Annotated in this window: 20 protein-coding genes and 4 pseudogenes; 7 read left to right on the top strand and 17 right to left on the bottom strand. The window is 69.3% G+C overall.

Annotated features, from left to right (window positions below; translation table 11 throughout):
* Positions 1-14: 14 nt before the first annotated feature.
* The 7 genes and pseudogenes from ABT114_RS27640 to ABT114_RS27605 all read right to left on the bottom strand — a co-directional run.
* Positions 15-1319 (bottom strand): MFS transporter, encoded by a 1305-nt coding sequence (locus tag ABT114_RS27640; RefSeq protein WP_351145582.1) that lies wholly within the window; start codon positions 1317-1319, stop codon positions 15-17.
* A gap of 243 nt (positions 1320-1562) precedes the next feature.
* Positions 1563-1981 (bottom strand): annotated as a pseudogene (locus tag ABT114_RS50630) (IS701 family transposase); the annotation flags it as partial.
* Between the two features lie 203 nt (positions 1982-2184).
* Positions 2185-3039: a LysR family transcriptional regulator gene (locus ABT114_RS27625; RefSeq protein WP_351145580.1), complete on the bottom strand. Its 855-nt coding sequence runs from the start codon at positions 3037-3039 to the stop codon at positions 2185-2187.
* A gap of 99 nt (positions 3040-3138) precedes the next feature.
* Positions 3139-3726 carry a Dps family protein gene (locus tag ABT114_RS27620; protein ID WP_351145579.1) on the bottom strand — a complete coding sequence of 196 codons (588 nt, stop codon included), beginning with the start codon at positions 3724-3726 and terminating at the stop codon, positions 3139-3141.
* A 1303-nt stretch (positions 3727-5029) separates the two neighbouring features.
* Positions 5030-6211 (bottom strand): MFS transporter, encoded by a 1182-nt coding sequence (locus ABT114_RS27615; RefSeq protein ID WP_351145578.1) that lies wholly within the window; start codon positions 6209-6211, stop codon positions 5030-5032.
* Positions 6212-6863: 652 nt separating this feature from the next.
* A complete protein-coding gene (locus ABT114_RS27610) occupies positions 6864-7328 on the bottom strand; it encodes a (2Fe-2S)-binding protein (protein WP_351145577.1) in 465 nt (154 codons plus the stop codon).
* A gap of 70 nt (positions 7329-7398) precedes the next feature.
* Positions 7399-8031: pseudogene (locus ABT114_RS27605) on the bottom strand (FAD binding domain-containing protein); the annotation flags it as partial.
* Between the two features lie 175 nt (positions 8032-8206).
* Between ABT114_RS27605 and ABT114_RS27600 the strand changes: the two are divergent.
* The gene (locus ABT114_RS27600) at positions 8207-8461 is read left to right on the top strand and encodes a hypothetical protein (protein ID WP_351145576.1); all 255 of its coding nucleotides are present in this window, start codon (positions 8207-8209) and stop codon (positions 8459-8461) included.
* Between the two features lie 260 nt (positions 8462-8721).
* Here ABT114_RS27600 and ABT114_RS27595 read toward each other — a convergent pair whose 3' ends face one another.
* Genes ABT114_RS27595 through ABT114_RS27585 form a run of 3 tightly spaced genes read right to left on the bottom strand, consistent with a single transcriptional unit; the run spans position 8722 to position 11665 of the window.
* Positions 8722-9351, bottom strand: coding sequence for a LutC/YkgG family protein (locus tag ABT114_RS27595; RefSeq protein WP_351145575.1), 630 nt, complete (start codon positions 9349-9351; stop codon positions 8722-8724).
* Complete coding sequence (locus ABT114_RS27590; RefSeq protein WP_351145574.1) at positions 9348-10901, bottom strand: LutB/LldF family L-lactate oxidation iron-sulfur protein; 1554 nt, start codon at positions 10899-10901, stop codon at positions 9348-9350. Before ABT114_RS27590 ends, ABT114_RS27595 begins: the two co-directional genes overlap by 4 nt.
* Positions 10898-11665 carry a (Fe-S)-binding protein gene (locus ABT114_RS27585; RefSeq protein ID WP_351145573.1) on the bottom strand — a complete coding sequence of 256 codons (768 nt, stop codon included), beginning with the start codon at positions 11663-11665 and terminating at the stop codon, positions 10898-10900. The genes ABT114_RS27590 and ABT114_RS27585 overlap by 4 nt, the downstream gene beginning before the upstream one ends.
* Before the next feature lie 205 nt (positions 11666-11870).
* On the opposite strand from ABT114_RS27585, the gene ABT114_RS27580 reads away from it, so the two are divergent.
* Positions 11871-13544 carry an L-lactate permease gene (locus tag ABT114_RS27580; RefSeq protein WP_351145572.1) on the top strand — a complete coding sequence of 558 codons (1674 nt, stop codon included), beginning with the start codon at positions 11871-11873 and terminating at the stop codon, positions 13542-13544.
* Between the two features lie 64 nt (positions 13545-13608).
* Here the strand turns inward: ABT114_RS27580 and ABT114_RS27575 are convergent, their stop codons facing one another.
* Positions 13609-14442 carry a FadR/GntR family transcriptional regulator gene (locus tag ABT114_RS27575; RefSeq protein WP_351145571.1) on the bottom strand — a complete coding sequence of 278 codons (834 nt, stop codon included), beginning with the start codon at positions 14440-14442 and terminating at the stop codon, positions 13609-13611.
* A 91-nt stretch (positions 14443-14533) separates the two neighbouring features.
* Here ABT114_RS27575 and ABT114_RS27570 point away from each other — a divergent pair, with 91 nt between their 5' ends.
* Positions 14534-14776, top strand: a complete 243-nt coding sequence (locus ABT114_RS27570; protein ID WP_502988401.1) for a 4-hydroxy-2-oxovalerate aldolase family protein — start codon at positions 14534-14536, stop codon at positions 14774-14776.
* Between the two features lie 68 nt (positions 14777-14844).
* Positions 14845-15021, top strand: a pseudogene (locus tag ABT114_RS27565) (transposase); the annotation flags it as partial.
* A 208-nt stretch (positions 15022-15229) separates the two neighbouring features.
* Here ABT114_RS27565 and ABT114_RS27560 read toward each other — a convergent pair.
* The 5 genes from ABT114_RS27560 to ABT114_RS27540 form a co-directional block, all read right to left on the bottom strand.
* Complete coding sequence (locus ABT114_RS27560) at positions 15230-16441, bottom strand: cytochrome P450 (RefSeq protein WP_351145570.1); 1212 nt, start codon at positions 16439-16441, stop codon at positions 15230-15232.
* A gap of 36 nt (positions 16442-16477) precedes the next feature.
* A complete protein-coding gene (locus ABT114_RS27555) occupies positions 16478-17845 on the bottom strand; it encodes an NAD(P)/FAD-dependent oxidoreductase (RefSeq protein ID WP_351145569.1) in 1368 nt (455 codons plus the stop codon).
* Complete coding sequence (locus ABT114_RS27550; protein ID WP_351145731.1) at positions 17835-18044, bottom strand: ferredoxin; 210 nt, start codon at positions 18042-18044, stop codon at positions 17835-17837. The genes ABT114_RS27555 and ABT114_RS27550 overlap by 11 nt, the downstream gene beginning before the upstream one ends.
* Before the next feature lie 180 nt (positions 18045-18224).
* Positions 18225-18536, bottom strand: a complete 312-nt coding sequence (locus ABT114_RS27545) for a dehydroquinate synthase/iron-containing alcohol dehydrogenase family protein (RefSeq protein WP_351145730.1) — start codon at positions 18534-18536, stop codon at positions 18225-18227.
* A 210-nt stretch (positions 18537-18746) separates the two neighbouring features.
* Positions 18747-21335 (bottom strand): FUSC family protein, encoded by a 2589-nt coding sequence (locus ABT114_RS27540; protein WP_351145568.1) that lies wholly within the window; start codon positions 21333-21335, stop codon positions 18747-18749.
* Positions 21336-21632: 297 nt separating this feature from the next.
* Here ABT114_RS27540 and ABT114_RS27535 point away from each other — a divergent pair, with 297 nt between their 5' ends.
* From ABT114_RS27535 to ABT114_RS27525, 3 genes and pseudogenes are all read left to right on the top strand, one after another.
* Positions 21633-22238 carry an acyl-CoA-like ligand-binding transcription factor gene (locus tag ABT114_RS27535; protein WP_351145567.1) on the top strand — a complete coding sequence of 202 codons (606 nt, stop codon included), beginning with the start codon at positions 21633-21635 and terminating at the stop codon, positions 22236-22238.
* A gap of 520 nt (positions 22239-22758) precedes the next feature.
* Positions 22759-23626: pseudogene (locus ABT114_RS27530) on the top strand (IS5 family transposase).
* Positions 23627-23727: 101 nt separating this feature from the next.
* Positions 23728-24423 carry an alpha/beta hydrolase gene (locus ABT114_RS27525; protein ID WP_351145566.1) on the top strand — a complete coding sequence of 232 codons (696 nt, stop codon included), beginning with the start codon at positions 23728-23730 and terminating at the stop codon, positions 24421-24423.
* 19 nt (positions 24424-24442) lie between these two features.
* Here the strand turns inward: ABT114_RS27525 and ABT114_RS27520 are convergent, their stop codons facing one another.
* Complete coding sequence (locus ABT114_RS27520) at positions 24443-24643, bottom strand: hypothetical protein (protein ID WP_351145565.1); 201 nt, start codon at positions 24641-24643, stop codon at positions 24443-24445.
* Between the last annotated feature and the right edge of the window lie 85 nt (positions 24644-24728).

Below are 24728 nucleotides of genomic sequence, written 5' to 3'. Positions count from 1 at the left end.
CCCTGTGCTCACCATCAACGCGTAACACCGGGGGCGGGCTCGGACGCGGGTTGGGGAACATTGCGCATGTGGCGGAGCGGGGAGAAGAACACGAACCAGCCGGCCGCCCATGAACCGATGAACGCCAGCCAGAGTGTGGGCCGCACCCCGATCAGCGTGCCAAGCACCCCGCCGAGAATGCTGCCGATCGGCAGCGTGCCCCACACGACCCAGCGGACGGCCGCGTTCATCCGGCCCATCAGCTCCGGCGGTGTCACCGATTGCCGGTAGCTGAGCTGCGCGACGTTGTACACCATCCCGGCGAAGTACGCGATGCCCCAGCCCAGCGGGAACAGCAGCACTCCCCAGCCTCGCCAAGCGGCCGCCGCGATGACCTGCGGCGCGCTGAATACCAGCATCGACACCCAGATGATCCGCGCCGAGCCGATCTTCTTGGCGAGCCGGCCGGCGAACACTCCCCCGGCGATCCCGCCGATGGCCGAGCCCGCCATGAGCAGCCCGGTCAACGCGGGACGCACGTGCAGCACCCGGATGAGGAAAATCATCGCCAGCGCCGAACTCATGCCGCTGAACAGGTTCGCGGTGCCCGTGCACGCCACGACCCTCCGCAATATTTTGTGCTGAACAACGAATCTCAATCCGTCGGCGATCTGGCTCCGCAACGTCTCGTCCGCTCGCCGCGCGGGCGGCGGCTCCTCGCGCGTCCTGATTCCGAATATCGAGACGACCGAGACCACGTAAGAGATCGCGTCGGCCGTCATCGCCCCCGCCGCGCCAAACGCCGCGACCAGTCCCCCGCCCAGACTGGGTCCCCCGAGCTGCGCGAACGCCTGGGTGGCCCCCAACTTGCCGTTGGCGTCCATCCGGTACTCAGCGCGGATCAGCGACGGCACATAACTCTGGTATGAGACGTCGAAGAACACCGTGCACACGCCGGCTGTAATAGCGACGATGTAGAGCTGCATCAACGTCAGGGTGCCAAGGGCACCCGCCACCGGGATTGAGCCGATGATCAGCAGACGGAGAATGTCACAGGCGATCATGATGGAACGCTTGGAGCCGCGGTCCACGAGCGCACCTGCGGGCAGCGCGATCACCGCGAACGCTGCTGTGGTGGCGGCGGTCAGCAGCCCGACCTCGAACGTGCTCGCCTTGAGCGCGACGACCGCGACCAGCGGCAGTGCGATCTGGGTGACCGCTGAGCCCATCTCGCTGACCGTCTGGCCGCTCCACAGCAGCATGAAATCCCGCTGACGCCATAGGCTCGGACCGTCGAGCTCCGACTCGGCATCCTGCACATCCTTCGCTACTTCCGTCACAGCGCCAACTTAGTAGTACAACCTCAGATCTTGGTGATGCGATCGGTTCTGGTCGGTCGGCCGCTGCCAGGGGCGGAGGCGGGCGGGGAGGGGGTCGCCGTGTCGGCGGGTAGTGGCTGACGGTGGCTCGGATCTGGTGGACGGCCCGCCAGTGATGTTGTCGTAGGTGGTAGCCGAGGTCGTGGTGGACGGGCAGGGCGGTCCCGGCGAGCGCGGCGGCCAGAGTCGAGACGGTCAGCGAGATCAGCGGCAGCCGCTGTGTTCCGCCGTGGTCGGGGCTTTTCTCAGATCGTCATCCCGTTCCCGGCCGGGGTCCGCGTCGGCGGCGGCTGTTTCGGCGTCAAGGTGGCGGGCGCGTTGGACAGCCAGGAAGGCCAGCGCGAACATCGCGCAGGTGACGTGGCGGTGCCAGGAGGTCCAGCGGCGGACCTGGTACTGCCCCACCGCCTGCCGACGAGTTACTCCTTCTCGGTGGAGCGGCGGATCAGCAGGTGCTGGGCGAAGCCGTCGGCGGGGATTTGGCCGGGCAGGGTCACCTCGAACCAGGCCCAGTCGTAGTACCGCTGTCCCTTGGAGCCCTCGCCCTGGCTGCGGCGCTCCCACCGGTCACGGCTGTTCGCGTAGTGCAGCAGGTCCCCGGCCTGCGCAACGGCGGGTTGCCGGGTGTCGGTGGCGACGCCGGCGGTGTAGTCGAGCAGGACACGCACGGCGAAGCCGGCTTTCGCGCCGTCCAGCGCGGTGGCCCTAGGAACGGTACCGCCGACGGAGGACGTCACGATGCGTGGCGGCGCCCGGCGGCAGCCGGCAAGCGTCCTCAACACCGACATGCCGCCAGAAGCCGGTGCCGGATCATGTGGCCGCGCTGTCACGTGATGTGTCGGAGCAAGGCCGCGACCGCCGGCGGGGCCTCACCGGGAGGTCGTACCACCATGATCTTCCAGTTCGGCGCGTGGCGGTCAAATCGGTACTGGGTCAGGTCGGCGAAGCGGTCTGCGATCGACTTGGGCATGATGCAGACCCCCAGGTCGTTTCGGACCAGTTCGGCGGCGGCGACGATGTCGTTCACTTCGAAAGTCGTGACGCGCTCCACGCCCGCGGCACGGAAGGCCCGGTCGACCGCGTAGCGGATGGCCCAGCCCGGGGTGAAATCGACCAGCGGCAGCTGGGCGACTTCAGCGAGGGCGGCTTCGCCGGTCGGGGTGGTGCCAGGGACCACCCGCCGGGGGGATGCCACCAGAACCATCTCCTCTCGGGACAGCAGCCGGGTCGCCAGGCCCCGCTGCTGCTGTCGGTCGAGGGCCACCACGGCCAGATCGACCGTTCCGTCACGCAGGGCCTGTCGGATGTCGGCCACCGCCGCCTGCCTCAACTGGACGACCACACCGGGATGTTCCGCGCGCAGGGCGGCCAGGGCATGGTGAAGACCGGCCCAGACACCTTGCATGGTGCCCACCGTCACCCGACCGCGCAGCTGTCCCCGCACGGCGTCGACCGCCTCGCGCGCCAGTTCAGCGGCCCGGAGGGTGGCGCGCGCAGCGGGGACGAACACCTCGCCCGCCGACGTCAGCGTCACGCGGTGAGTGGTGCGGTTGAACAGCGGGGTGCCCAGTTCGCGTTCCAGGGACCGGACCGTTCCTGAGACGGCCGACTGGACCACGTGCAGCCGTCTGGCGGCCGCCGTGAAACCGCCCGCGTCCGCCACCGCGACGACAACCTCCATCTGCCGCAGATCCATCATCCGCTCCCGGTCAGGCAGCGCCCCGTCTGGCGTGCGCGTAACGATCTTCGCTCTTCAACGCATGGTAGAGCGCGGAGCGCCTCAGGCGCGGACGAGCGGTGTGTCGACCAAATGCTCGGCCAGGAACCATGCCTGCAGTTCGCCCGTCCTGATCACCTGGGACACCAGCAGGTCGTTGGTGCCGTCGTCGCCCAGTTCCACGGTGCGGGCCGCGGCGTCGTGGGCCTCCACGAGGATGGCCTCGTGTGCCTCAAGGAGCCTCGACAACATGGCCGGTACCTCCTCCACTCCGTCCGGAGGCCGCGGGATCGACGTGATCTCCGCGACGTGACGAGGGTCGCCGACCGCGACGCCGCCCAGGGACTGGACACGTTCGGCGATGGTGTCGACGAGTTCGAGCTGTTCGGACGCGTGCTTGTCCAGGACCAGATGCAGTTGGTAGAAGGTCGCACCGCGCATCAGCCAGTGGTGCTTCTTGTACAGGCCGTAGAGGATCTGGGTGTCCGCCAGAACCTTGTTCAGGCGCTGGCACGAGTACATCCGCGTCTCGTAGGACAGACCGATCGGGAACTGCTTGACGGTCCCGAACTCCTGGATCACTTCGCCCTTCTGGTGCAGCCAGGGCTGGCTGGTGTCCACAAGCCGGGCGTTGTTGCTGGTGGTGGTCATGGGCTGTCTCCTGCCATGTTCTGCTGCCTTCTGGGACGAGGTTATGCGTGCGGGCGAGGGGCGGCTTGCCCTGCAGCGCATGCGATGGCGCCCTCCAGCGCACTGTGTTCCTGCCTCGACAAAATGCCGCCGATCGCAGGCGGCACGCGGGAAGCCGCTTGCTGCGTCAGATACCGGTCAGCCTCGTGGAACCCCGCCAGCAACCTCATGAAGTGCAGGTATCCCCGCCAGCAGGCGCCCACACCGGAGATCAGCGGTGCGTCGGGCGGGCGCTCAGATGTCGTCCCGGCGGCGCAGGTCTTCCTCATCCCACTTACGGGTCCCTGACTTGCTGCATCCCGGCGGGGATCGGGGTCTGGGCCGCTCGCTGTGGGACAGAGCGGTCACCGGCCGCGGCGTCACGGGCACCGTGACCGCCTGGCACGGCAACGGTCATCCTCCAACCGTGTTTGCCGCTTCACTCGCTGCCAGGCTCGCACACATCGGGCGCGAAGCAGCCGCCACCGATCACCAGCGAAGCGATCTCCTCCACCGCATCGCGGACCGTCCGCCACGACACGTTGTCGGAACGCAGGCACTCCGGAGTTCGCGGCTCCGAGCATGAAGCATCGTCTCGTCGACCGGCCGGCAAAGCCCGGACGTGAACGGGGTCGCTGGTGAGCTGTTTCCCCCGCAGACCGGTCGACGCCGACCGTGACCACGGTCAGCCGAGGAACGGGCACACTCTGCTGTACCGGGTACCGCATCAGAGGTGATCCATGGCTTCGACGCCCGTCAGGGCCTGTGGTGCCCGAGACCCAGCCGAGGACGGCCACAGGGGCGGACACCTGACCGCCCGTCACCCCGCCCGCTGCCACTCGCTGGGCGACATGCCGTAGGCGTCACGGAAAGCCCCCCTTGCTCCAGAGCCCACTCCGTGACCAGTACGGCGAGCAGGTCCGCCGCGTTGTGGGCGAGCCGGTCACCGATGCTTGTCCGACGGCACTCGGCCTCCGAGGCGAGTGCGGAGAGGAAGTCGGCCACCAGCGCTCGCGCCCCTTCCCCACAGGCCAGGGGCACACCTGTGCTCCGGCACAGGTCGGATTCGGCGACGCCCAGGCTGCGCCGGGGCAGGAGGAAGACCTCATTGCGCAGGGGTGACCGAAACGCAGGGAGTCCGACCGCCCCGGGTCGCAGAAGACGATGTCGCCCGGATCCAGGAAGGTCTCCTCCACAGGCTCAGGAGGGCACATGCTCCATCAGGGGAACCCAAGGTCTCGCCATATGGCAACAGGGACACCGGGCGGTCGCCCGGTGTCCTGTTTCAGGCGTTCGTTCCGCTCGGCACGGCCTGCTTCCCCCGCCGGCGTTCGGAGGTCCAGTAAAGGAGCGCGGCCAGAGGCAGCACGGTTCCCAGGACCGTCAGGCCGCTCCAGCCCACGGCGTGGTAGACGACCGATCCCAGCTGGGAGCCCACCGCTCCACCGACGAAGAAGATCGCGATGAACGCACTGTTCAGACGGGCCCGCGCGGCAGGATCAAGCTGGTAGATCGTGTGCTGGCCCAGGATCAGCGTCGTCTGCACCGCCATGTCGATCAGGATCGCAGCCACAGCGATCAGCACGACGCTGTGCGCACCCAGGCCCGCCAGAACGAACGCCAGCGCCACGACCACGAATGCCGCACCCGTCATCGGACGCGCCAGCCCACGGTCCGCCCACCGTCCCGCAAACGGAGCCACAGCCGCGCCAGCCGCACCCACCAGCGCAAAGACGCCCACTCCCAGCTGCGAATAGTGCAGGCCCGGACCGGTCAGCACGAAGGAGACAGTCGTCCAGAAGGCGCTGAACACCGCGAACATCGCCGCCTGATACAGGCCACGGCGCACCAGCACCGGATGCGTCCGCACCAGCGCCGCGGTAGAACGCAGCACATGACGGTAGGCGACGTCCGTGGTCGGCTCATGCCGCGGCAGAGCCGCACGCAGCACCACCGCGAGCACCGCCATCAACCCGGCTGAGCCCAGGAACACCACCCGCCAGCCGGCAAGGTCGGACACCACACTGCTCAATGTCCGCGACAGCAGAATCCCCGTGAGCAGACCACTCATCACCCGCCCCACCACACGACCACGCGCATGATCAGGAGCCAGACCCGCCGCGAACGGCACCAGAATCTGCGCCACCACCGATGTCGCACCCGCTACCAGCGAGGCGACGAGCAGCATCGGGAAACTCACCGCCAGCCCGGCCACCACCAGGGAGACGGTCGTGACGGCCAGCAGACCGGTCACCAGACTGCGCTTCTCCAACCGGTCCCCCAGCGGAACCAGGAACAGCATGCCGATCACATAACCCACCTGCGTCAATGTGACCAGCGCCCCTGCAGCCGACGTACTGACGCCGAAAGCACCGCTCAGCGTCGACAGCAGCGGCTGCGCGTAGTACAGGTTCGCCACCGTCATGCCCGAGGCCACCGCGAAAAGCACGACCAGCCAACCGGGCACCCCCGGCGCAGCACTCCCAGCAGACTCTGAGCGACGCCGCGACACAACACCAGGCACTGCAGACATGCACACCCTCCGAACAACAGGGCGGGAAAACCCGACCCACGAAAACCGATCCGACCACCGCCGGCGGTCCCCCGCACCGCCGTCACCGATCCACAACCGTCCCCGCCCCACGCCGCTTCCTCCATCACGACGATGACCCGAGATAAGAGTCATCTCCCCCAGAGATGACCAGAGCCGCCCGGCGTCACCCGCCCCGCCCATGCCGACAAGTGCACGGCCGTGTCCGGGCGCAGAACCTCCCGTGCCGCTCCCTTCGGCCTTCGCGCGTGGGGCTCGGTCCTCCTCCCCCTATGCCGTCGTCGTCGCCGTACGCCGCAGCGTCCCGCTTCGAGAGGCTCGGCCGTGTGCGTGGCTGTGTGTGATGCCGGCGGCGCCCCGGGTACCAGTTCGGCCGGCACGGCATGGGCGCCGAAATGCCGGCCGCTGGTCTCCGGCGCCCATGGCCACGCAGCCGCAATGGCCTCGACCGGCGCCGTTCTCGGATGCCGGACAACGGTGTGCGGCACGCGGACCTTCACGCGCCGAAACCGCTTTTCCGCCGCTCACGATGCGGCGGCCGACCGACCGCGCCGGGGAGCCGCGCTGTTCAGGTGGCGGTGCCCTGTTGTTCCCGGGCGGCGCGGGTGATGGCGCGCCTGATGGGCTCGTAGCCGGTGCACCGGCAGATGTTGGAGCCCACGAGGCCGGCGACGGCTTCCGGGTCGTCACCGAGTGCGGGATCGGCCTCCAGCGCTCCGGCGGCCACCATGAGGAATCCCGGTGTGCAGAACCCGCACTGCAGGGCGTGTTCTGCTGAGAAGGCACGCTGGAGGGGGTGTGGCTCGCCATCGGGCCCCGAAAGCCCTTCCACGGTGCGTACCAAGCTGCCGTCGCACTGCACGGCGAACATGAGGCAGGAGCGGACGGCCCTGCCGTCGACGAGAACTGTGCAGGCCCCGCAGATGCCGTGCTCGCAGCCCAGATGTGTACCGGTGAGACCGCAGTCCTCCCGCAGTACGTCGGCGGGGATGCGCCGTGGCTCGACGTCGAGCGGGTACTCGTCGCCGTTCAATCCGGTAGTCGACCAGGAGGGAGTCGGCCTCGGCACCGATCAGTGCCTGTTCCGCGGCGCGTGCCCGCACCGGTCGGTCGGCGCAGTTGACCAGCCCGATCCGCGCCTCGTGGACCAGTCCGTCCCGTACCGTCAGGGCTGCCGCGACGGCCACCTGCGCGAAACAGAAGTGCGTTCGCCGGTGCTCGACGAAGCCGACCCCTGTGTCCTCGCCCAGCAGTGGGTACCGGACCGAGGTGATCAGCTCCTCCTGGCGGCGCGCGGTCCGGTACGGCCCGTGGAAGTAGTCGCGTGCTGCGACCTCGCGGACGCCGTCCAGGCCGTGTAGTTCGACGTCTGCGTCCAGGGCGACGCCGATGGCGCACCACTCGGAGGCCGGATGTGCCCAGGCGAAGCTGCCCACCATGGTCCCGCGAGCGCGGATGGGAGGATGGGCGATGTTCACGACGGCGCGCGAGAAGAGCGTACCGAGCGGACCCGGTACGGCCTGGGCGGACTCGAAGGCTTGATGCCGTACCAACGCGCCGACGCGCAACGAGTTGTCGTACACCCGCATCTCGTCGAGTGCCGGGATGCGGTTGATGTCGATCACAAGGTCGGGACGGATGCGCTGCAAGTGCATCTCGAGGATCAGGCTCTGGCCACCCGCGAGGACCTGGGCCTTGCGCCCGGTGTCGCCGAGTGCCTCGACGGTCTCGGGCACCGTGCGCGGCACGACGTAGTCGAAGGCAGCGGGCTTCACCGGGCCTCCTCGATTGTGGGTGCGCGGGCCGCCCGCCACACCACATCCGGGGTGCCTGCGCGGCTCGCAGGCGGGCGGCGATGATCGCCCCGACCGACGTACGCACTGGGTTCGGCAAGGGCCGGCCGGTGATGACGTGGTGCAGCTGTTCGGCGCGCCACCCGGTATCCATCATCGCGGTGACCACGCGACCCTGATCGGTCAGCGCCTTCCCGGTCAGCAGCAGTTCGGGACGGCTCGCCGCAATCTCGAGCAGCAGCCGCATACCAGGATGCACCTCGTCCGCCGAAAACGTGGGCGCCCGGGACATTGGTGCATCCGGCTGCTCCGCCCGTCCGCGCGTTTGAGCGAGGTCGCCGCGCGGGCACGGACGGGTCTGGTGTTCTGCTGATTGGTGTTCTTGGTGGGCCGGTGACCCGATGTCGGGTCATCCACCGGTGGAAAACCCGACATCGGCTGCGACCTGGGGTTGTGCAGGCTGGGCAGGTCGGTGATGACGTACCCGGCCGCGCCGAGGGTGCCATCCGGGTGGCGTTCGCGCTCCCGGATCAGGGAGCCGTGCTTCTCCAGCTCCTTGAGCCCACTCTTCGCAGCGGCCTCGCCGTCCCAGCGCCCTCAAGGATCCACCGCTGAAGGGTCGGTGCACGAGGGTCAGGCGTCGACGCGGATCACCACGTCCAGGATGCGCGGGCCGTGCACGCCCTCGACGCGCTCCAGCTCGATGTCGGAGGTGGCCGAAGGACCGCTGATCAGCGTCGTCGGGCGTTCCGGTACCAGCCGGGCCACCGCCTCCGGCACGCCGACCACCAGCGAGGACAGGTCGACGACGCAGACATGCAGATCGGGAACCAGCGACAGCGCCCGCCGCCCCTGGTCGGACGAGCCGTCCAGGAAGATCGTGCCGGTCTCCGCGCAGCTGACCGCTGAAGCCGTTACCACGCCATCCAGCGCGTCGAGCTGCGGAGCCGGGATGTCCGTGGAGTCCTGCTGGATCTCGCCGTCGTACGCGGCCAGCCAGGCCGGATCCAGTCCGGCCGGTACTCCGATCTTCCGGGCCCCGCGCTCGCGCAGCACCTCGGCGATCACTGCCGCGGTGCGGTCAGCCGTGCACTCATGGACCTGCGCCTTGTAGTCGACCAACCGGTCGACGAAGAGGGCGAGTCGCTCCTCGTCGGGCAGGGTGCGGCCGGTGCGGTAGGCGCGCGGGACGGTCACCTCAGGGGTGGGGGCGAGCGCCAGGGCGTCCCGGATGCGTCCGAGCACCGTCTCACGTGCGGTCACCGCTTCTCCTCCTGGTCATCGGTGTCGTCGCTGTGCCGGGCGCCTTCCTGGGCGGCTGCCCGCAGGGTGGCCGCGCCCTCGGCGGAGGCCATCCAGGAGCGGAAGGTCTGCTTGGGCGGGGCCGGGATGTCCCGGCTTTCACTCCAGCCGTCGAACGGAGGCGGGAGGTGCGAGATCTTGCCGTCACGCCCCGCCAGCAGGCGGCCCGGTCCCGCCGCCTTCTGCGCGGCGGTGAACAGTTTCGGCCGCTTCATGACCGCGGCCGCGGCCTTCATCGCCAGCTTCTCCGCCGTCGTACCGGACTGCTCGGTGTGCTGGTGCCGCAACTCGACCAGGAGCGACGGGATGTCGATCTTCACCGGGCAGGCGTCGAAGCAGGCACCGCACAGGCTGGAGGCATACGGCAGCGAGCTGTTGGGGTCGTTCTTGGCGGCGTGCATCCCGGCGAGCTGTGGGGTGAGCACCGCGCCGATGGGTCCGGGGTAGGTCGATCCGTAGGCGTGGCCGCCGGCCCGCTCGTACACCGGGCAGACGTTGAGGCAGGCCGAGCAGCGGATGCAGTTGAGGGCCTCGCGCCCGATCTTGTCCGCGAGCGCCGCGGTGCGCCCGTTGTCGAGCAGCACCAGATGGAACTCCTGTGGGCCGTCGCCCGGGGTGACCCCCGTCCACATCGAGGTGTACGGGTTCATCCGCTCCCCGGTCGAGGAGCGCGGCAGCAACTGCAGGAAGACTTCCAGGTCCTTGTAGCGTGGCAGCACCTTCTCGATGCCCATGACGGTGATCAGCGTCCGGGGCATGGTCAGGCACATCCGTCCGTTGCCCTCGGACTCGACCACCGCGAGGGTGCCGCTCTCGGCGATCCCGAAGTTGGCGCCGGAGACGGCCACCGGGATCGTCATGAACTTCTCGCGCAGATACGCCCGCGCCGCGGCCGCCAGGTGAGCGGGGACGGAATCCAGGTCGGGGTCGACACCGGGGATCGTCGCGCGGAAGATGTCCCGGACCTCGTCGCGATTGCGGTGGATCGCGGGGACCAGGATGTGCGACGGCTTGTCGTGCGCGAGCTGCACGATGAGCTCGGCCAGGTCGGTCTCGTAAGCGGTGATGCCCTGGCCCTCCAGGTGCTCGTTGAGACCGATCTCCTGGGTGGCCATCGACTTGACCTTGATCACCTCGTCGCTGCCGGTCTCCTTGACCAGCCGGGTGACGATCTCGTTGGCCTCGACGCCGTCGCGCGCCCAGTGGACGGTGCCGCCGTGCTCGGTGACCTTCTGCTCCAGCTGTTCCAGCAGCTCGGGCAGCCGGTTCATGGTGTCCGTCTTGATCGCCGAGCCGGCGTCGCGCAGCTGCTCCCAGTCGGGCAGTTCGCCGGTGACGGCGAGCCGTTTGGCGCGGATGGAGTGGGTGGCCTTGCCGAGGTTGCGGCGCAGCTGTTCATTGCGGAGCTCGTCGTGGGCGGCTTTGGGGAACTTGCGGTCGCCGCGCAGGTTGCCCGTCCCATACGGAGAGCGGGGCGGTGTGGCGGGCATGCCGAGGAAGGTGCTGCTCATCGGGCGGCCTCCGTGAGGACGTACGGCGAGGTGCGGGTGGAGGCGAGGATCTGCGCCAGGTGCAGGGTGCGCGTACCGGCCTTGAGACGGGACAGGCCGCCGCCGATGTGCATCAGGCAGGACGAGTCGCCGGCCGTGCACACGTCGGCCTTGGTGCCGATGACGTTGCGCATCTTGTCCTGGAGCATCGCGGAGGAGGTCTCCGCGTTCTTGACGGCGAAGGTGCCGCCGAAGCCGCAGCAGGCGTCGGCCTCCGGCAGCTCCACCAGGTCGATGTCGTCGACCGCGCGCAGCAGCCGCAGCGGCTTCTCCCCCACGCGCAGCATCCGCAGCGAGTGGCAGGTGGGGTGGTACGTCACCCGGTGCGGGAAGTACGCGCCGACATCCGTGACGTCCAGCACGTCGACGAGGAACTCCGACAGCTCGTACGTCTTGGCCTTCACCGTGGCGACGCCGGCGCGCAGCGCCGCGTCCCCGTACCGCTCCGCGACGATCTCGTGCTGGTGGCGGACCGAGCCGGCACACGAGCCGGACGGCATGACCACCGCCTCGATAGACGGGTCGCCGAACTGCTCGGCGAAGCCCCGCACCAGCGGGACCGGCTCGCGCTGGTAGCCGGTGTTGACATGCATCTGACCACAGCAGGTCTGCTCCGGCGGGAACACCACCTCGTGACCCAGGCGGGCGAGCAGCACCGCGGTGGATTTCACCGCCTCGGGGAAGAGCGTGTCTCCCAGACAGGTGGCGAAGAGTCCGATGCGCATGGGACCTCCCCGGTCGTCAATTTATGGTCGGACCATATCAGCCTCTGACCACAGTTGGAAGCACAACACTTTGGTCGGACCTTATTGACATGCGACATCTTCAGTGCCCTACTGAGAAGTCGTTCATCAGCGACGTGGCGCCGTGGTCGCCGGGGCGGGGCACCCGGCACCGGCAGGCGCGCGTATCTCAAGGAGGAGCACGTACGTGACCACCGCGCCACCGGCCGTCCTCGCGGCCTATACCCCCGACGTGACCGCCGTCGGGGGCAGCCTCGCCGCCACCGCCCTGCTGGGCCTGGTGCCCCTCGTGACCTTCTTCCTGCTGCTGATGGTGGCCAAGCGCCCCGCCCTGCAGTCCGCGCTCGGGGCCCTGGTGGCCGCACTCCTGGTGGCGGTCCTCGGTTACGGAATGCCCGTACAGCTCGGCGCCCTGTCCGCCACCCAGGGTCTGGTCTTCGGCCTCTTCCCGGTGATGCTGATCGTCGTCGCCGCCATCTGGTTCTACGAGCTCACCGTGGTCAGCAACCGCTTCGAGGACCTGCGCCGCTCCTTCAGCGCCGTCGGCCGCGGCGATCTGCGCATCCAGGCGATGCTCATCGCCTTCTGCTTCGGCGGACTGCTGGAGGCCCTCGCCGGCTTCGGCGCCCCCGTCGCGATCACCGCCGCCATGCTGATGGCGATCGGCCTGCCGAAACTCAAAGCGGCCGTGACCGTCCTGGTCGCCAACACCGCACCGGTCGCCTTCGGCGCCATGGCCATCCCCATCACCACCGCAGGCAACCTCACCGGCATCCCGCCCGAGGACATCGCCGGGGTCATCGGCCGGCAGAGTCCGCTGCTCGCCCTCTTCGTACCGCTGCTGCTGCTCTTCCTCGTCGACGGACGGCGCGGCCTGAGGCAGCTGTGGCCCATCGCCCTCGTGACCGGACTCGTCTTCGCCGTCGTCCAGTTCTGGTGCTCGTCCCACTTCGCGTACGAACTCACCGATGTCGTCGCCTCGCTCGCCGGCTTCGCCGCCGCCGTGCTCATGCTCCGCTACTGGACCCCGAACACCCCCGACGACCAGCGCTCCCAGGTCGAGGCCGAGCCGCTGACCACCCGCCGTGTCACCCTGGCCGTGCTGCCCTACATCCTGGTGATCGCGATCTTCGCCCTCGCCAAACTCAAGGTCGGCGGACTCGACGTACCCAAGCTGCTCGGCACCCTCAACATCGAGCTCAACTGGCCCGGCCTGTACGGCAGGCTCCTCGCCCCCGACGGCTCCCCGGCCGGCAGCGCGGTCTACAAACTCGAGGTCCTCGGCAACCCCGGCACCCTGCTGATCATCTCCGGCCTTCTCGTGATGCTCATCTACAGCCGCGCGCGCGACACCGACCGTTTCCCGATGACCGCCCGCATGGGCCTGGCCGCCGCGGTGCGCACCGTGAAGAACATGCGTATCGCCATCGCCACGGTCGCCACCGTGCTGTCGCTGAGCTACGTCATGAACCAGTCCGGCCAGACGGTTGCCATCGGCACCTGGCTCGCCACAGTCGGCGGACTCTTCGCCCTGTTCTCGCCCATCCTCGGCTGGCTCGGCACCGCCGTCACCGGCTCCGACACCTCCGCGAACGCCCTGTTCGCCACGCTCCAGCAGACCGCGGGTAAGGCCGCAGGCATCGATCCGACGCTGCTGGTGGCCGCCAACACCTCCGGCGGCGTCGTCGGCAAGCTGGTCAGCCCGCAGAACCTGACCATCGCCGCGACCGCGGTCGGACAGCCGGGCTCCGAACGGATCCTGCTGCGCAAGGTCGCCGGATACAGCATCGCGATGCTGGCCATCCTGTGCGTCCTGGTCTATCTGCAGTCGCTGCCGGTGCTGTCCTGGATGCTGCCGTAAACGCGACGGCGGGGTGGGGCGATCCGCCCCACCCCCGCCTACGGCAAGGAGCCCGCACCCGTCCCTACGGGGCGGGCTTCTCCGCCGTCCCGGCCTCGTCGGTCCGCTTGCCGGCCTCGGACTTCCCGTCGACGGTCCCAGACTTCTCGCCTGCCTCGGACTTTCCGTCAGACCCGGACTTCTCGTCGACCAGCGTGCCGTGGAAGCCACGGATGTGCTTCTCGGCCAGATCGGCGGCCTTCGCGCCCTCGCCCGCGCGCACCAGCCGCAACAGCTCGGTGTGCTCGGCGATCAGTGCGGCTGCCGTGGCCGGCCAGTCCTCGGCCCCCTCCAACGCCCGAAGGATCAACGGACGCACCGACTCGCGTACAGCCGACGTGAGGGTGGACGTCAGCTGGTTGCCAGAGCTGCGGGCGATCTGGACATGGAACCGGGTGTCCAGATCGTTGAACTCGTAAGCCCCCACATCCGGCTCCCGCATCCGGACGAGGAGTGCCTCCGCCTGCTCGAGGTCCTCCGCCGAGGCGTGCTCGGCGGCAGCCTCGAAGCTGGAACGCTCCAGCACCACGCGGGCCTCAAGCACGTCCTCCAGGCTGTAACTGCCCAGCGCGAAGTGCAGGCGCAGCAGCCGGCCGAGCGCGTCGTCGGGATTCCTCACTATCCGGGCCCCGGCGTCCGGCCCGCGGCCCGCCTGTGCGACCAGCACTCCGATGGTCTCCAGCACCCGCAGCGCCTCGCGCAGCGCTGACCGACTGACGCCGAGGACCGGCGCCAGCTCGCGCTCTGGCGGCAACCGGTCCCCGGCCTTGAGCTCTCCGGCGAGCACCCGTTGCTCGATGCTTTCGAGCACGAGCTCATGTGTGCGGGACTGCCGCACAGGTTGCCACTCGACAGGCACTACGCAACTCCCTGGCTCGACGGACACGGTCCAACCAAAAAACTATGTCACACATCGCGTGTGGTAGGACCAAAGTATCGCCGGACGGCGCGTGCATCTGGACCGCGAACCCCTCTCCCTCGGCTACACCGGCGTGTACAGCAGCTTCCTGCGTCCCGCCGAACAACTCGCCCGCGCCTACAGGCTGTCCACCCGCGACGTGCTGGTGGAGGCCGGGCGCCGCGCGATGGTGGCCGGCCAGGAGGACATGCTCCTCGACATCGCTCTGAGCCTCCGCGCGCAGAGCGACAGCACCACTGAGAGGGCGTTAAGCCCCTTCTCTCTCGGTTCGTGATCGCTCGTTCGTGGTACGGATCGCCGTACGGGCCGACTGCTCGCCATGTCCATGCCGGGATTCGGGGCATGGAGCGAAGACCGTATCCGAGCGACTTGGCGGACGAGCAGTGGGCGTTGTTCGAGCCGATGATCACGGCCTGGAAGCAGGACCGGGTGGCGCGGTCGGCGACCGGAGACCCCGGGTCCCGTGATCTCCGGGAGGTCGTGAACGCGTTCCTCTACCAGAACCGGGCGGGCTGCCAGGCAACCACCGCCTACCAAGCCATCCTGAACACCTTCAACCAGCACCCTGACCAGGCACCCCGCGTCCGCGAACTGCACGAGCTCCTCGGCATGCCCACCGACGACCCGACCCTGAACGTCACCCGCAGCCGCCTCGGACGCCTCACCCGCCAAGGCTTCCTCACCCAACCCGGGCGAGGCCGCTACCAGAAACGGACTTAACGCCCACTCAGATGTCCACGAGCAGGTGGCGGGGGCCCCGGAGCGTGGCGCTGGTCCGGTACGGGGGCGGGTCCTCGACCAGGCTCGGGGTGCCTAGGCGGTGAATCAGCGTGTTCAGCGCGATCTGTGCTTCGAGGCGGGCCAGCGCCGCGCCGTAGCAGATGTGGATGCCGCCGCCGAAGCCGAAGTGCTGGTTGTCCTCGCGCGTCGGGTCGAACTGTTCGGGGGCACGGAAGCGCCTGGGATCGCGGTTGCCGGAGGCCAGCATCAGCAGCAGCCGTGCGCCCTTGGGGATGGTGGTACCCGCGATCTCCACGTCGGTGAGCGGGGTGCGCCGCGACAGCATGTGAACCGGGGGCTCGTAGCGCAGCAGTTCCTCCACCGCCTTCGGCATCAGGGCGGGTTCGCGGCGCAGGCGTTCCATCTGATCGGGATGGCGCAGCAGGGTGAGCATGCCGTTGGTGATCAGGTTGACGGTGGTCTCGTGCCCGGCGACCAGCAAGGTCGTGCCGGTGACCGCCAGCTCCTCAGGGGTCAGGCGCGCGGCTGGATCCTGCTCGTTGACGAATGCGGAGAGCATGTCGTCGGTCGGGTGGCCGCGGCGGCGCTCGGCAAGGTCGATGAGGTAACGGCCCGTCTCCGCCCGGGCCTGTTCCCCGGCCCGTTCGCGCTCGGTGCGGTCCTCTCCTGGCCGGACGTCGGCGGCCTCGATGATCGCTGAGGACCATGTGCGGAAGGTCGGCTCGTCCTCGCGCGGCACGCCCAGCAGCCGGCAGATGACCGTGACGGGCAGGGGGTAGGCGAAGTCGTCGACGATGTCGATCTGCTTGCGGTCCCCGAACGCGTCGATCAGCTCCTCGGTGATCTGCGTGATCTCCCCCTGCAAGGCGTCGACCCGTCCCGGGCTGTGCGGTGGTCCGAACGGCCGCATCGCGATGCTGCGCAGCCGCTGGTGCTCGGGGTCGTCGAGCCGGATGAAGGCCGGCGGTTGCCGCTCCTCGTCGGGCAGGCCGCTGAGCGGGACGGCGAGGTTGCGGATGTCGGAGCTGATGCACGGATCGTGCAGCAGCGAGTTGATCTCGTGGTACGTGCCGACCAGATAGCTGCCGTCCGTCTGGCGCACCACGGGACCTGCCTCGCGGAGTTCGGCGTAGAGCGGGTAGGGGTTCGGGCGGTTGGCGTAGTCGGTGATCCGTGCCAGCAGGGTGTCGGCGGTCATGCCCGGACTCCTCGTCGACTGGGAGGGACGGTGGTGTCAGCCGGCGGGCCACACCCTGGTCAACCGGCGGTCCGGCAAGTGGCCGGTGAGCGCGACGGTGGGGCCGTGCGAGAGTACCTTCGGGTCCGGCACGTCGGAGGGGATCGGGAAGTCGGCGGCGGCTCGGCGGTCGGCGGCGCCGGGCTCGGGCGGGAACGGGGCGGCCGTCTCGATCAGGCGCTGGTAGTGCTCCAGCCACTTGGCCATGTTGACGGTGACCGCGGCCGTGATCCGGCCCCGGTAGCCGTACACCGCCACCAGGCGTTCGTCCTCGACCGAGCCCTGGGCGATGACGACCTGGTCGGAGAAGGTGGGGACGCCGACGGACTTGATGTTGAGGCCGAACTGGCTCGACCAGAAGGCCGGGACCGTCAGGTGCGGGCGTCGGCGCGGCCCCGGATTGACCATGTTGTGGGCGGCCACCTCGGCCTGCTCCACCGCATTGCCCCAGTGCTCCAGGGAGAGCATCTGATATTCGAAGAGCGGGTGTGGGAAACGGGCCACGTCGCCGGCCACGAAGACGTCGTCGGTGACGATCCCGTACATGTCGAAGGCGCGGCATCCGGCGTCGCAGGCGACCCCGCGCGGCCCGGCGGCAAGGCCGGAGTCCGCCAGCCACTCGGTGTTGCGGACCGCGCCGAGGGCGACCACGGCGACATCCGCCTCGACATGACTGCCGTCGGACAGGTCCGCGCCGGTGAACCGGCCGTTCCCGCGCAGCGCGGTGACCGTCACCCCGGTCCGCAGGTCCACGCCGTGGGTGCGGTGCAGGCGTGCCGCGAACTTGCCGAGGATGCCGCCGAGCGCCCCCACCAAGGGCGCGGGCCCGCGCTCTGCGACCGTCACGTCGATGCCGCGCTCCCGGCAAGCGGAGGCGATCTCGGAGCCGGTGAACCCGGCGCCGATCACCAGGACCCGACGCGGCCCGGCGTCCAGGCGTTCGGCCAGGCGGCCCGCGTCCTCGATGGTGCGCAGGGTGAACACCCCGTCCAGGGCGCCCTCGTCCGGGTTCGGCCAGGGCCGGGCCCGGGTACCGGTGGCGATCAGTAACCGGTCGAACGGCAGGGACCCGCCGTCGGCGAGCAGTACTCGCTTCTCCATCGGGTCGAGGCCGGTGGCGCGGACCCCGAGACGCCACTCGGCCTCCGGGTCACGACGCATCGGCAACTCGACGGAGGTCGCCGCCGCCTTGCCGAGCAGCACCTGCTTGGACAGCGGCGGCCGGTCGTAGGGCGGATGGGGCTCGTCCCCGACCAGGGTCAGCGAGCCGGTGAAGCCCTTTTCGCGGAGGGTCTCGGCAGCGCGCAGCCCTGCCAGCGAGGCGCCGACGATGACGATCCGGCCGCTCTGCAGATCACTGGACAACTGTGCTCGCCTCTTCTCCCACGAGGACGGCCTGCACCGGGCAGGCCGCCGCGGCCCGCTGAACGCGTTCGAGCTGGTCCTCGGGGACCTCTGGGTTGTACAGCAGTGCCTCCTCGCCGTGCAGTTCGAACAGGTCCGGAGCGAGGAACACGCACTGCGCGTACCCCTGGCAGCGGTTGAGATCCACAACAACCCGCATCCCGAACCACTCCTCGCGTCGCGCAGCCGTCCACTGACGATCCTGCGTCCAGGCAGCGGCCGGCGGCAGCTGGGCTGACCCGTCCGGGGGTGCACGCAGAACGACGAAGGCCGCCGTGGAGCGGCCGCGCGCCCCGGCGACCACACCGACGGCCGGGCTCATCCCGTCCGCTCGACCGGCTCAGGCAGCGGGAGGTTCCCCGGCCCAGGCAGCACGCAGCAGCCGGGTCAGGCCCTCCGCGGTGACCTCGCGTGGATTGGCGTACGGATGGGCCAGTGCCAGCTCGACGACCCGGTTGATGTCGCCTTCGGCCATGGCGAGCTCGCGCAGGGACCGTGGGGCGCCAAGGCGTCCGACGAGTTCCCACCGGGAAGTCGCCGGGCCGGCGCTGTCGCCCATGGCCCGGCCGAGTGCGGCAGCGGCTTCGGGGACCTGCTGGTTGTGGGCGAGGGCGTGTCGAAGCACGACGGTGTGCGTGGGTGCGTGCGGCAGGTCGAGGGTGCCTGCATTGCTGCGCCGCCGCTACCTCGCAACGCCGTGCAGTCCGAGCCTGCCATCGCGATCCGCTCGTATCCGGAGCCGTGCACCACAGGGCCTGGACGACGTGCTCGAACACGATGCGGTCCGGTATCCGGCGTCGGCGGCATCCCAGCCCGGCGCGGCTGTTCCATCCGGTCGGGGTGGAACAGCCGCGCCGGACGATCAGTCCTCCTGGCCCTGCAGCAGGAAGTCGCAGTTCGTGGTCCGGTCGGCGGTGACGCTCACCACCACGACCTCCGGGCGGCGTCCCGGGCTGGTGGCCAGGATCTGGTAGAAGCCGGGTGGCAGGTCGTTGATGCGGAAGGTGTCACCGGAGACATCAAGGGCCCGTACCCGCTGGGGTCGGTCGGGGTGAAGGACCGTCAGACGCGTGACCGCGGGTGAGCGGTCGGGGTCCAGATAGACGAGGTGGCCTTCGACGGACCCGACGGGACCGGCGGTGAGTGTCGCAGCGGTTGCGGCCGCGGTGGCGGGGGCCGTCGTACGAGCATGGCGTCCTGAGCCTCCTGCAGGCAGAACCTGCCCCGCAGTCGCCTGTTCCGCGCGAAGGGCGAACAGCTCGCGGCTGAGGGCCCGGGCGCCGGTGCGGTAGTCGCTCCCCTGAACTGGCATGTCCAGCCGGGCGGCGAGGTCGCCCAGCAGGTCGTCCAGGTACCCGAGGTAGTGGAGCGCGTGCCGCAGCTGGGCGTTGGCCGGGGAGACGGACAGGGCCGTCTGCAGCTGCCGGATGTCTTCGGCGCTGCGGAGCCAGGGACTGGCGGAGGCTGCGGGCGCATTCTCGCCGTCCGACACCTTCCCGGTGTCCGGCACGATCCCGGCCAGGGCGTCGATCGAGTCGGACAGGTTGCCGGTGATCCTCCGCAGCTGCTCCCGCTGGCCTGTGGTCAGCACTGCCTCGCCGCTGCCGACCGACATCTCCCGGGCGTAGACGGCGGCCCTGCGCATCGTGGAGCGGATGTCCTCGGCACGCTCGTGGCCGGCGCTGGCCGGCAGGTGAACGAGCGAGCGGGTGAACCGGTGCAGCTCATGTGTCGCCTGGTCCACTGCCCTGGCCTGCTCGCGGGTGCCCTCAGCTCCGGAGGAACCGCTCCAGACCTCGCCGGACTCACGCACGAACGTGGCCAGCGAGTGGACGTGGGAGGCCTGGGCGCGGTGCAGCAGCGTGCGGGTCGCGATGGGCAGGACCACCAGGGCTACCAGCGTGGCGATGACCGCTCCGAGGGCGTTCTCCCCCGCGCGCAGCACGATCACCGAGTCCTTGAACCCTCCGGTGAAGGAGTAGAGCTGGATGAGCGAGAGGGCCAGGCAGCCGGCCCATACCGAGTAGTAGGAACTGATCGAGTAGGCGCCCACCGCCAAGGCCACACAGATCAACGACAGGGTCGCCATCGGGTGGTCGGTTCCGAGGAGGTTGGCGAGGCCGATTCCCACGAGGCCGCCGATGAGCGTGCCGATGACGCGCTTGGCGGTCTTGCGCATCCGCTCGTGTGGCGAGTCGGTGTTGCTCAGGACGATCAGCGCGCCGATCATGGCCCAGTAGAACCGTTTGCCGCTCAGCGCGTCGCCCAGCGGAATGGCGATCATCAGCGTGATCAACAGCTGGATGACGATCCGCATCTGGGCGTTGGGCTTGCTCCAGGCGTTCCAGGGGCGGCGCATACCACCGGAGGCAAGGGCGCGGCTGGCCAGCAGGTTGGTGCCGGGGAGCTTGCCCGTGACCAGCGTGACCGGTGTGGTGAAGCGCTCGCCGTCCGAGGCGGCGTTGTCCGCCTCCAGCTCGGCATCGGCCTCGGTGGTCCAGGCGTCGCCGGCGCGGTGCAGATCGCCGAGCACGGCGACGAACCGGTAAAGCGCCGAGACGAGCCGCTCGTGTTCAGGATCCGGGGAGTCGTCCTCGTGTCGGGCCAGCCACTCAAGCAGCGGGGCGGCCGAGGCCCGGACGGTGCCGTCGTGTCGGCGACCGCCACGGTCGAGGTCGGATAGAGCTGCCAGCAGGAGGGTGCGTACCTCGTCGGGCAGCGGGTGGCGGCACAGCTGGTTGACCGTACGGCCGAGAGCGTGCGCGGCCAGTTCGGTGTCGAAGACCAGCCGGTGCAGGCGGGCGGCGAGCTGCCCCGGGCGCCCGGAGCTTGCCAGGTAGCCGTCCACCAGCATGGCCGCCTCGTTGAGGTGGATCATCTCGTTGCGCAGTTTGCGGGTCGCGCGGGTGGTGCGGTCCCGGGCCGCGACCAGCTGTGTGGCTCGCCGGACGACGTAGCGGGTACGCGTCAGGAAGCCACGTTCGATGTGCACCAGACCGGTTGCCGGGCGCATCCGGCAGAGCACCACCTGCACCACTGCCGCCGCGACCGCCGCCACCGCGACGATCGGGGCGATGTACTGCATCTGCGACAACGGTATGGGCACCAGGATGCCGCCGAGGAAGCCGCCGAAGAACATGGTGCCGGCGTCGTGCCCGAACTCGCCGAGGTAGGCGCGCGCTGAGAGCTGCACTCCCAGGGCCGCGGCGGCCGCGATCAGCGCGGGGATGCGGTAGGGCTGGAGCTCGATCGCGCACAGCAGGGCGAGCAGCATGGCCGGCACGCCCCAGACGCAGCGGAGTGCCAGCGTGCCCGCCTTGGGGCCGGCGATGGTCAGGCCGACCAGCAGTCCGACCATGCCGCCGTACGTCAGGCCGAACAGGCTCGGCTGCCCCAGCGCATGAGCCATCCCGTATCCCGCGGCCAGGGTGGCCGGGAAGACCGTCAGCATCCGCCACCCTGAGCGCAGGCGGGCGAGGGCGGGGTCGGTTGCCTGCAGGTGATCACGCAGGCGTATGGGCCAGGCCGGGCGGCAGGTGGGACACCGGCCTCCGCTGCCGCACACATTCGACAAGACGCTGTTCTCCTCGTCTTTCTGTGGCTCGTGTCGTCTTTCTGTGGCTCGTGGGGTTCTGCCGGCCGTACCACCGTGCGCGACACCATCTCCACGACCCCACTACTAATTACTTAGCTAGCCTAAGCTATTTTTTGCACTGGTGCAACTTTGCACTGATGTACCATAGTGGGCGTGAGCAGTGTGGGCGCAGACGTCGGCCTGCGGGAACGCAAGAAGCAGCAGACCCGCGAGGCACTGCACCGCGCCGCCATTCACCTCTACCTGGAGCGGGGTCCGGACTCAGTCACGGTCAACGACATCTGTGCCACCGCCGGAGTCTCCCGGCGCACCTTTTTCAACTACTTCGACTCCAAGGACGACGCCGTCCTCGACTGGAACGAGGAGCAGTCCGGCGGATCGCTGGCCGAGCGGATCGTCGCCCGCCCGGCCGACGCGGACCCGCTGCAGGCGGTTCACCAGGCGATTCGCGCCGGGATCCGCCGCCTTCTGGAGCACCCGACCTGGCGGGAGCGCCAGCAACTGGTCCGGCAGAATCCCCGGCTGGCGCCGATGGCCTTCGCCAACAACCGCCGCACGCAAGCCTCAATAGCGGAAGGCGTCGCCCGACGGACCGGCCTCACAGCCGACGACCTCTACCCACGCGCCCTGGCCGGCGCCGCGCATGCGGTCACGCGGACCGCCCTGGCACAGTGGAACCCCGAAGACCCGGGCTCCGAACTGCTGGCCATACTTGACACATCGTTCGAGATGCTAGCGTCGGGTTTCCCCGCCCCCTGACCGGCCGTCCGCCGGAGCACCGGGCGTTCGCCCGGCCGGTCGCCTGCACCAACTCCCTGTCGCAGCAGCGGGGTTGAAGCTGAGGGCACCCTGATCCGGGTGATGCCGGGGAGGGTGGGAGCAGCCCTGACAACGCCGAGACGTGTCCAGTACTGCCAGATGGGGCGGGTCCGGCCAGTGACGTCGTCAGAGGCGCCGCGCCGCCGCACAGGCAAGGAAGCTGGTGTCGGCTGAGCCAGGCCAAGATGGCCCCCCGTCGCAGCGGGGCGGCCACGGCAGAGCTTCTGGGCGCGGACCTGGGGCGGTCACCCATGCCGCGGCCGCCGAACGCTCCGGTGACGGCCGCGCCACGGTCTACCGCCACTGGCCGCGGCAGCATCTCCTTCCCTGCCACAGTCTGACCGGCTCCGACGGCAGCGAGCGGGGCGTCGACACATTCGCCACGGCGAAGCCCGGGAGCGCCTTCCCGCTCTAGGGCGTGTATCGAAAGTGGATCTTGAACGTGGGATGATCTCGGTTCGTGGCGCGTGCAGATCCGACGGACGCGCAATGGGCGGTGCTGGAACCGCTGCTGCCGAAGGGCAAGAAGCCCGGACGGCCGCCGATGTGGGCCAGGCGGCAGCTGATCGACGGTTCCGGGTCCGCACCGGCATCCCGTGGCGGGACCTGCCCGCCGAGTACGGGCCGTGGGGCCGGGCGTATGACCTGTTCCGCCGGTGGCAGCGGGACGGCACCTGGCAACGGATCTTCACCGAACTCCAGGCCCGGGTCGACGCGAAGGAGCTGATCACCTGGGACATCAACGTCGACTCCACGGGGTGCCGGGCCCACCAGCACGCCACCGGGGCGAGGAAAAGGGGGAGCTGCAGAAGGAGCCGCCCGGCGGCGTCAGCGTCGAGCCGGACGACCACGGGCTCGGGCGCTCGCGCGGCGGCCTGACCACCAAGCTGCACCTGGCCGTCGAACAGGGCCAGAAGCCCATGTCCATCGTGATCACGGCCGGCCAGCGGGGCGATTCCCCGCAGTTCGAGCCTGTCCTGACCAAGGTCCGTGTCCCGCGTCTTGGGCCGGGCAGGCCACGCACCCGGCCCGATCGTGTGCGCGCCGACAAGGCGTACGCTTCCCGGAAGAACCGCGCCCACCTGCGGCGGCGCGGCATCCGCTGCACCATCCCGGACAAGGCCGACCAGGCCCGCAACCGCAAGAAACGCGGTCCGCGCGGCGGCCGGCCGCCGAAGTTCGACCCGCAGGACTACAAGGCTCGGCACGCGGTCGAGTGCGGCATCAACCGCCTCAAAAGGCACCGGGCCGTGCCCACGAGATACGACAAGCTCGCGGTCCGCTACGAGGCTACCGTCCTCGTCGCGGCCATCAACGAATGGTTGTGAACGGCCGTGCTGTGACGGCGCATGGGCTTCTTCGAAGCGAAGCGTTCTGCTGTCAGCCAAGACTGTCGCGCCTCCGAAGACATGGGCGACAGGATCGTCACATGCAGCCGATCTTCGTTCTCGTGCACAGTCCGTCCGTAGGTCCCTCGACGTGGCACCCGGTGGCCGAACACCTGACGGCGGCGGGACACCAAGTACGGGTGCCGTCCCTGCTACACATAGGCGCCGGCGCTCCGCCCTTCTGGCCCCGCATCGTCAACGCCGTCCGCGACGACCTCCGGCAGATCTCGGCCAGCAGCCCTGTCACGTTGGTGGCACACAGCAACGCAGGCTTGTTTCTCCCAGCGATTCGCTCAGGCCTCAACCATCCGGTGACCAACTCGATCTTCGTCGACGCCGCGCTACCGGCCCGGATCGGACCGACCCCTGTCGCCTCAACCGAGTTGCTGGAGTTCCTCCGCCCGATGACTGTGAACGGCAGGCTGCCACGCTGGACCGATTGGTGGGACGAAGCAGACATCGCACCCATGTTCTCTGATCCGATGGTGCGGCAGACAGTCATCGACGAGCAGCCCACCCTGCCGCTGTCCTACTACGAGCAGCACATCCCGGTCCCCGACGGCTGGGACGACCATCCCTGCTCCTACCTGCTGTTCGGCCCTCCGTATGACGACCTTTCCGCCGAGGCCCGCGCACGCGGCTGGCGTGTGGCACACCTGCCCGGCGCACACCTCCACCAGATCATCGATCCTGCCGGCACAGCCCGACACCTCGTCGAACTCGCCACTACACCTTGATCCACTTCCGAAACACGCCCTAGAAATTCGTGCCGGTGTCGCCCTCGTCGTTCAAAGAGTCCCGCTGCTTCCTCTCGCCCGGAGCAGAGAGGTCTTCTTGCTCGTCCAGCAGTTCCAGGAGCGCGGCGTCTGCCTTCTGCCTGTCTTCTTTCGTCAGTTCAAGAGGTGCGTTGTTGTAGACGGTGTACCGGTCGGGATCAATGATGTTGGCGGCCCTCAAGGTGAACGTCAGAAGGGTGCGCCATCCTTGCGGTGGCCGACCCCGGTCAGAGCCCACAACCCGTCAGGAACCAACCGTTCGGAGA

The sequence above is a fragment of the Streptomyces sp. NPDC002088 genome, assembly GCF_040296605.1.
GTDB lineage: Bacteria > Actinomycetota > Actinomycetes > Streptomycetales > Streptomycetaceae > Streptomyces.
The sequence above is the reverse complement of the archived record's forward strand: the minus strand, read 5'-3'. Positions and strand labels throughout refer to the sequence as shown.

What these genes read in the sequence shown, in the direction of transcription:
- ABT114_RS27625 (WP_351145580.1), bottom strand. Translation starts at nt 3,039, where the DNA reads ATGGAGGTTGTCGTCGCGGTGGCGGACGCGGGCGGTTTCACGGCGGCC.
- ABT114_RS27550 (WP_351145731.1), bottom strand. Translation starts at nt 18,044, where the DNA reads ATGCGGGTTGTTGTGGATCTCAACCGCTGCCAGGGGTACGCGCAGTGC.
- ABT114_RS27525 (WP_351145566.1), top strand. Translation starts at nt 23,728, where the DNA reads ATGCAGCCGATCTTCGTTCTCGTGCACAGTCCGTCCGTAGGTCCCTCG.
- ABT114_RS27620 (WP_351145579.1), bottom strand. Translation starts at nt 3,726, where the DNA reads ATGACCACCACCAGCAACAACGCCCGGCTTGTGGACACCAGCCAGCCC.
- ABT114_RS27540 (WP_351145568.1), bottom strand. Translation starts at nt 21,335, where the DNA reads ATGCTGACGGTCTTCCCGGCCACCCTGGCCGCGGGATACGGGATGGCT.
- ABT114_RS27585 (WP_351145573.1), bottom strand. Translation starts at nt 11,665, where the DNA reads ATGCGCATCGGACTCTTCGCCACCTGTCTGGGAGACACGCTCTTCCCC.
- ABT114_RS27560 (WP_351145570.1), bottom strand. Translation starts at nt 16,441, where the DNA reads ATGACCGCCGACACCCTGCTGGCACGGATCACCGACTACGCCAACCGC.
- ABT114_RS27590 (WP_351145574.1), bottom strand. Translation starts at nt 10,901, where the DNA reads ATGAGCAGCACCTTCCTCGGCATGCCCGCCACACCGCCCCGCTCTCCG.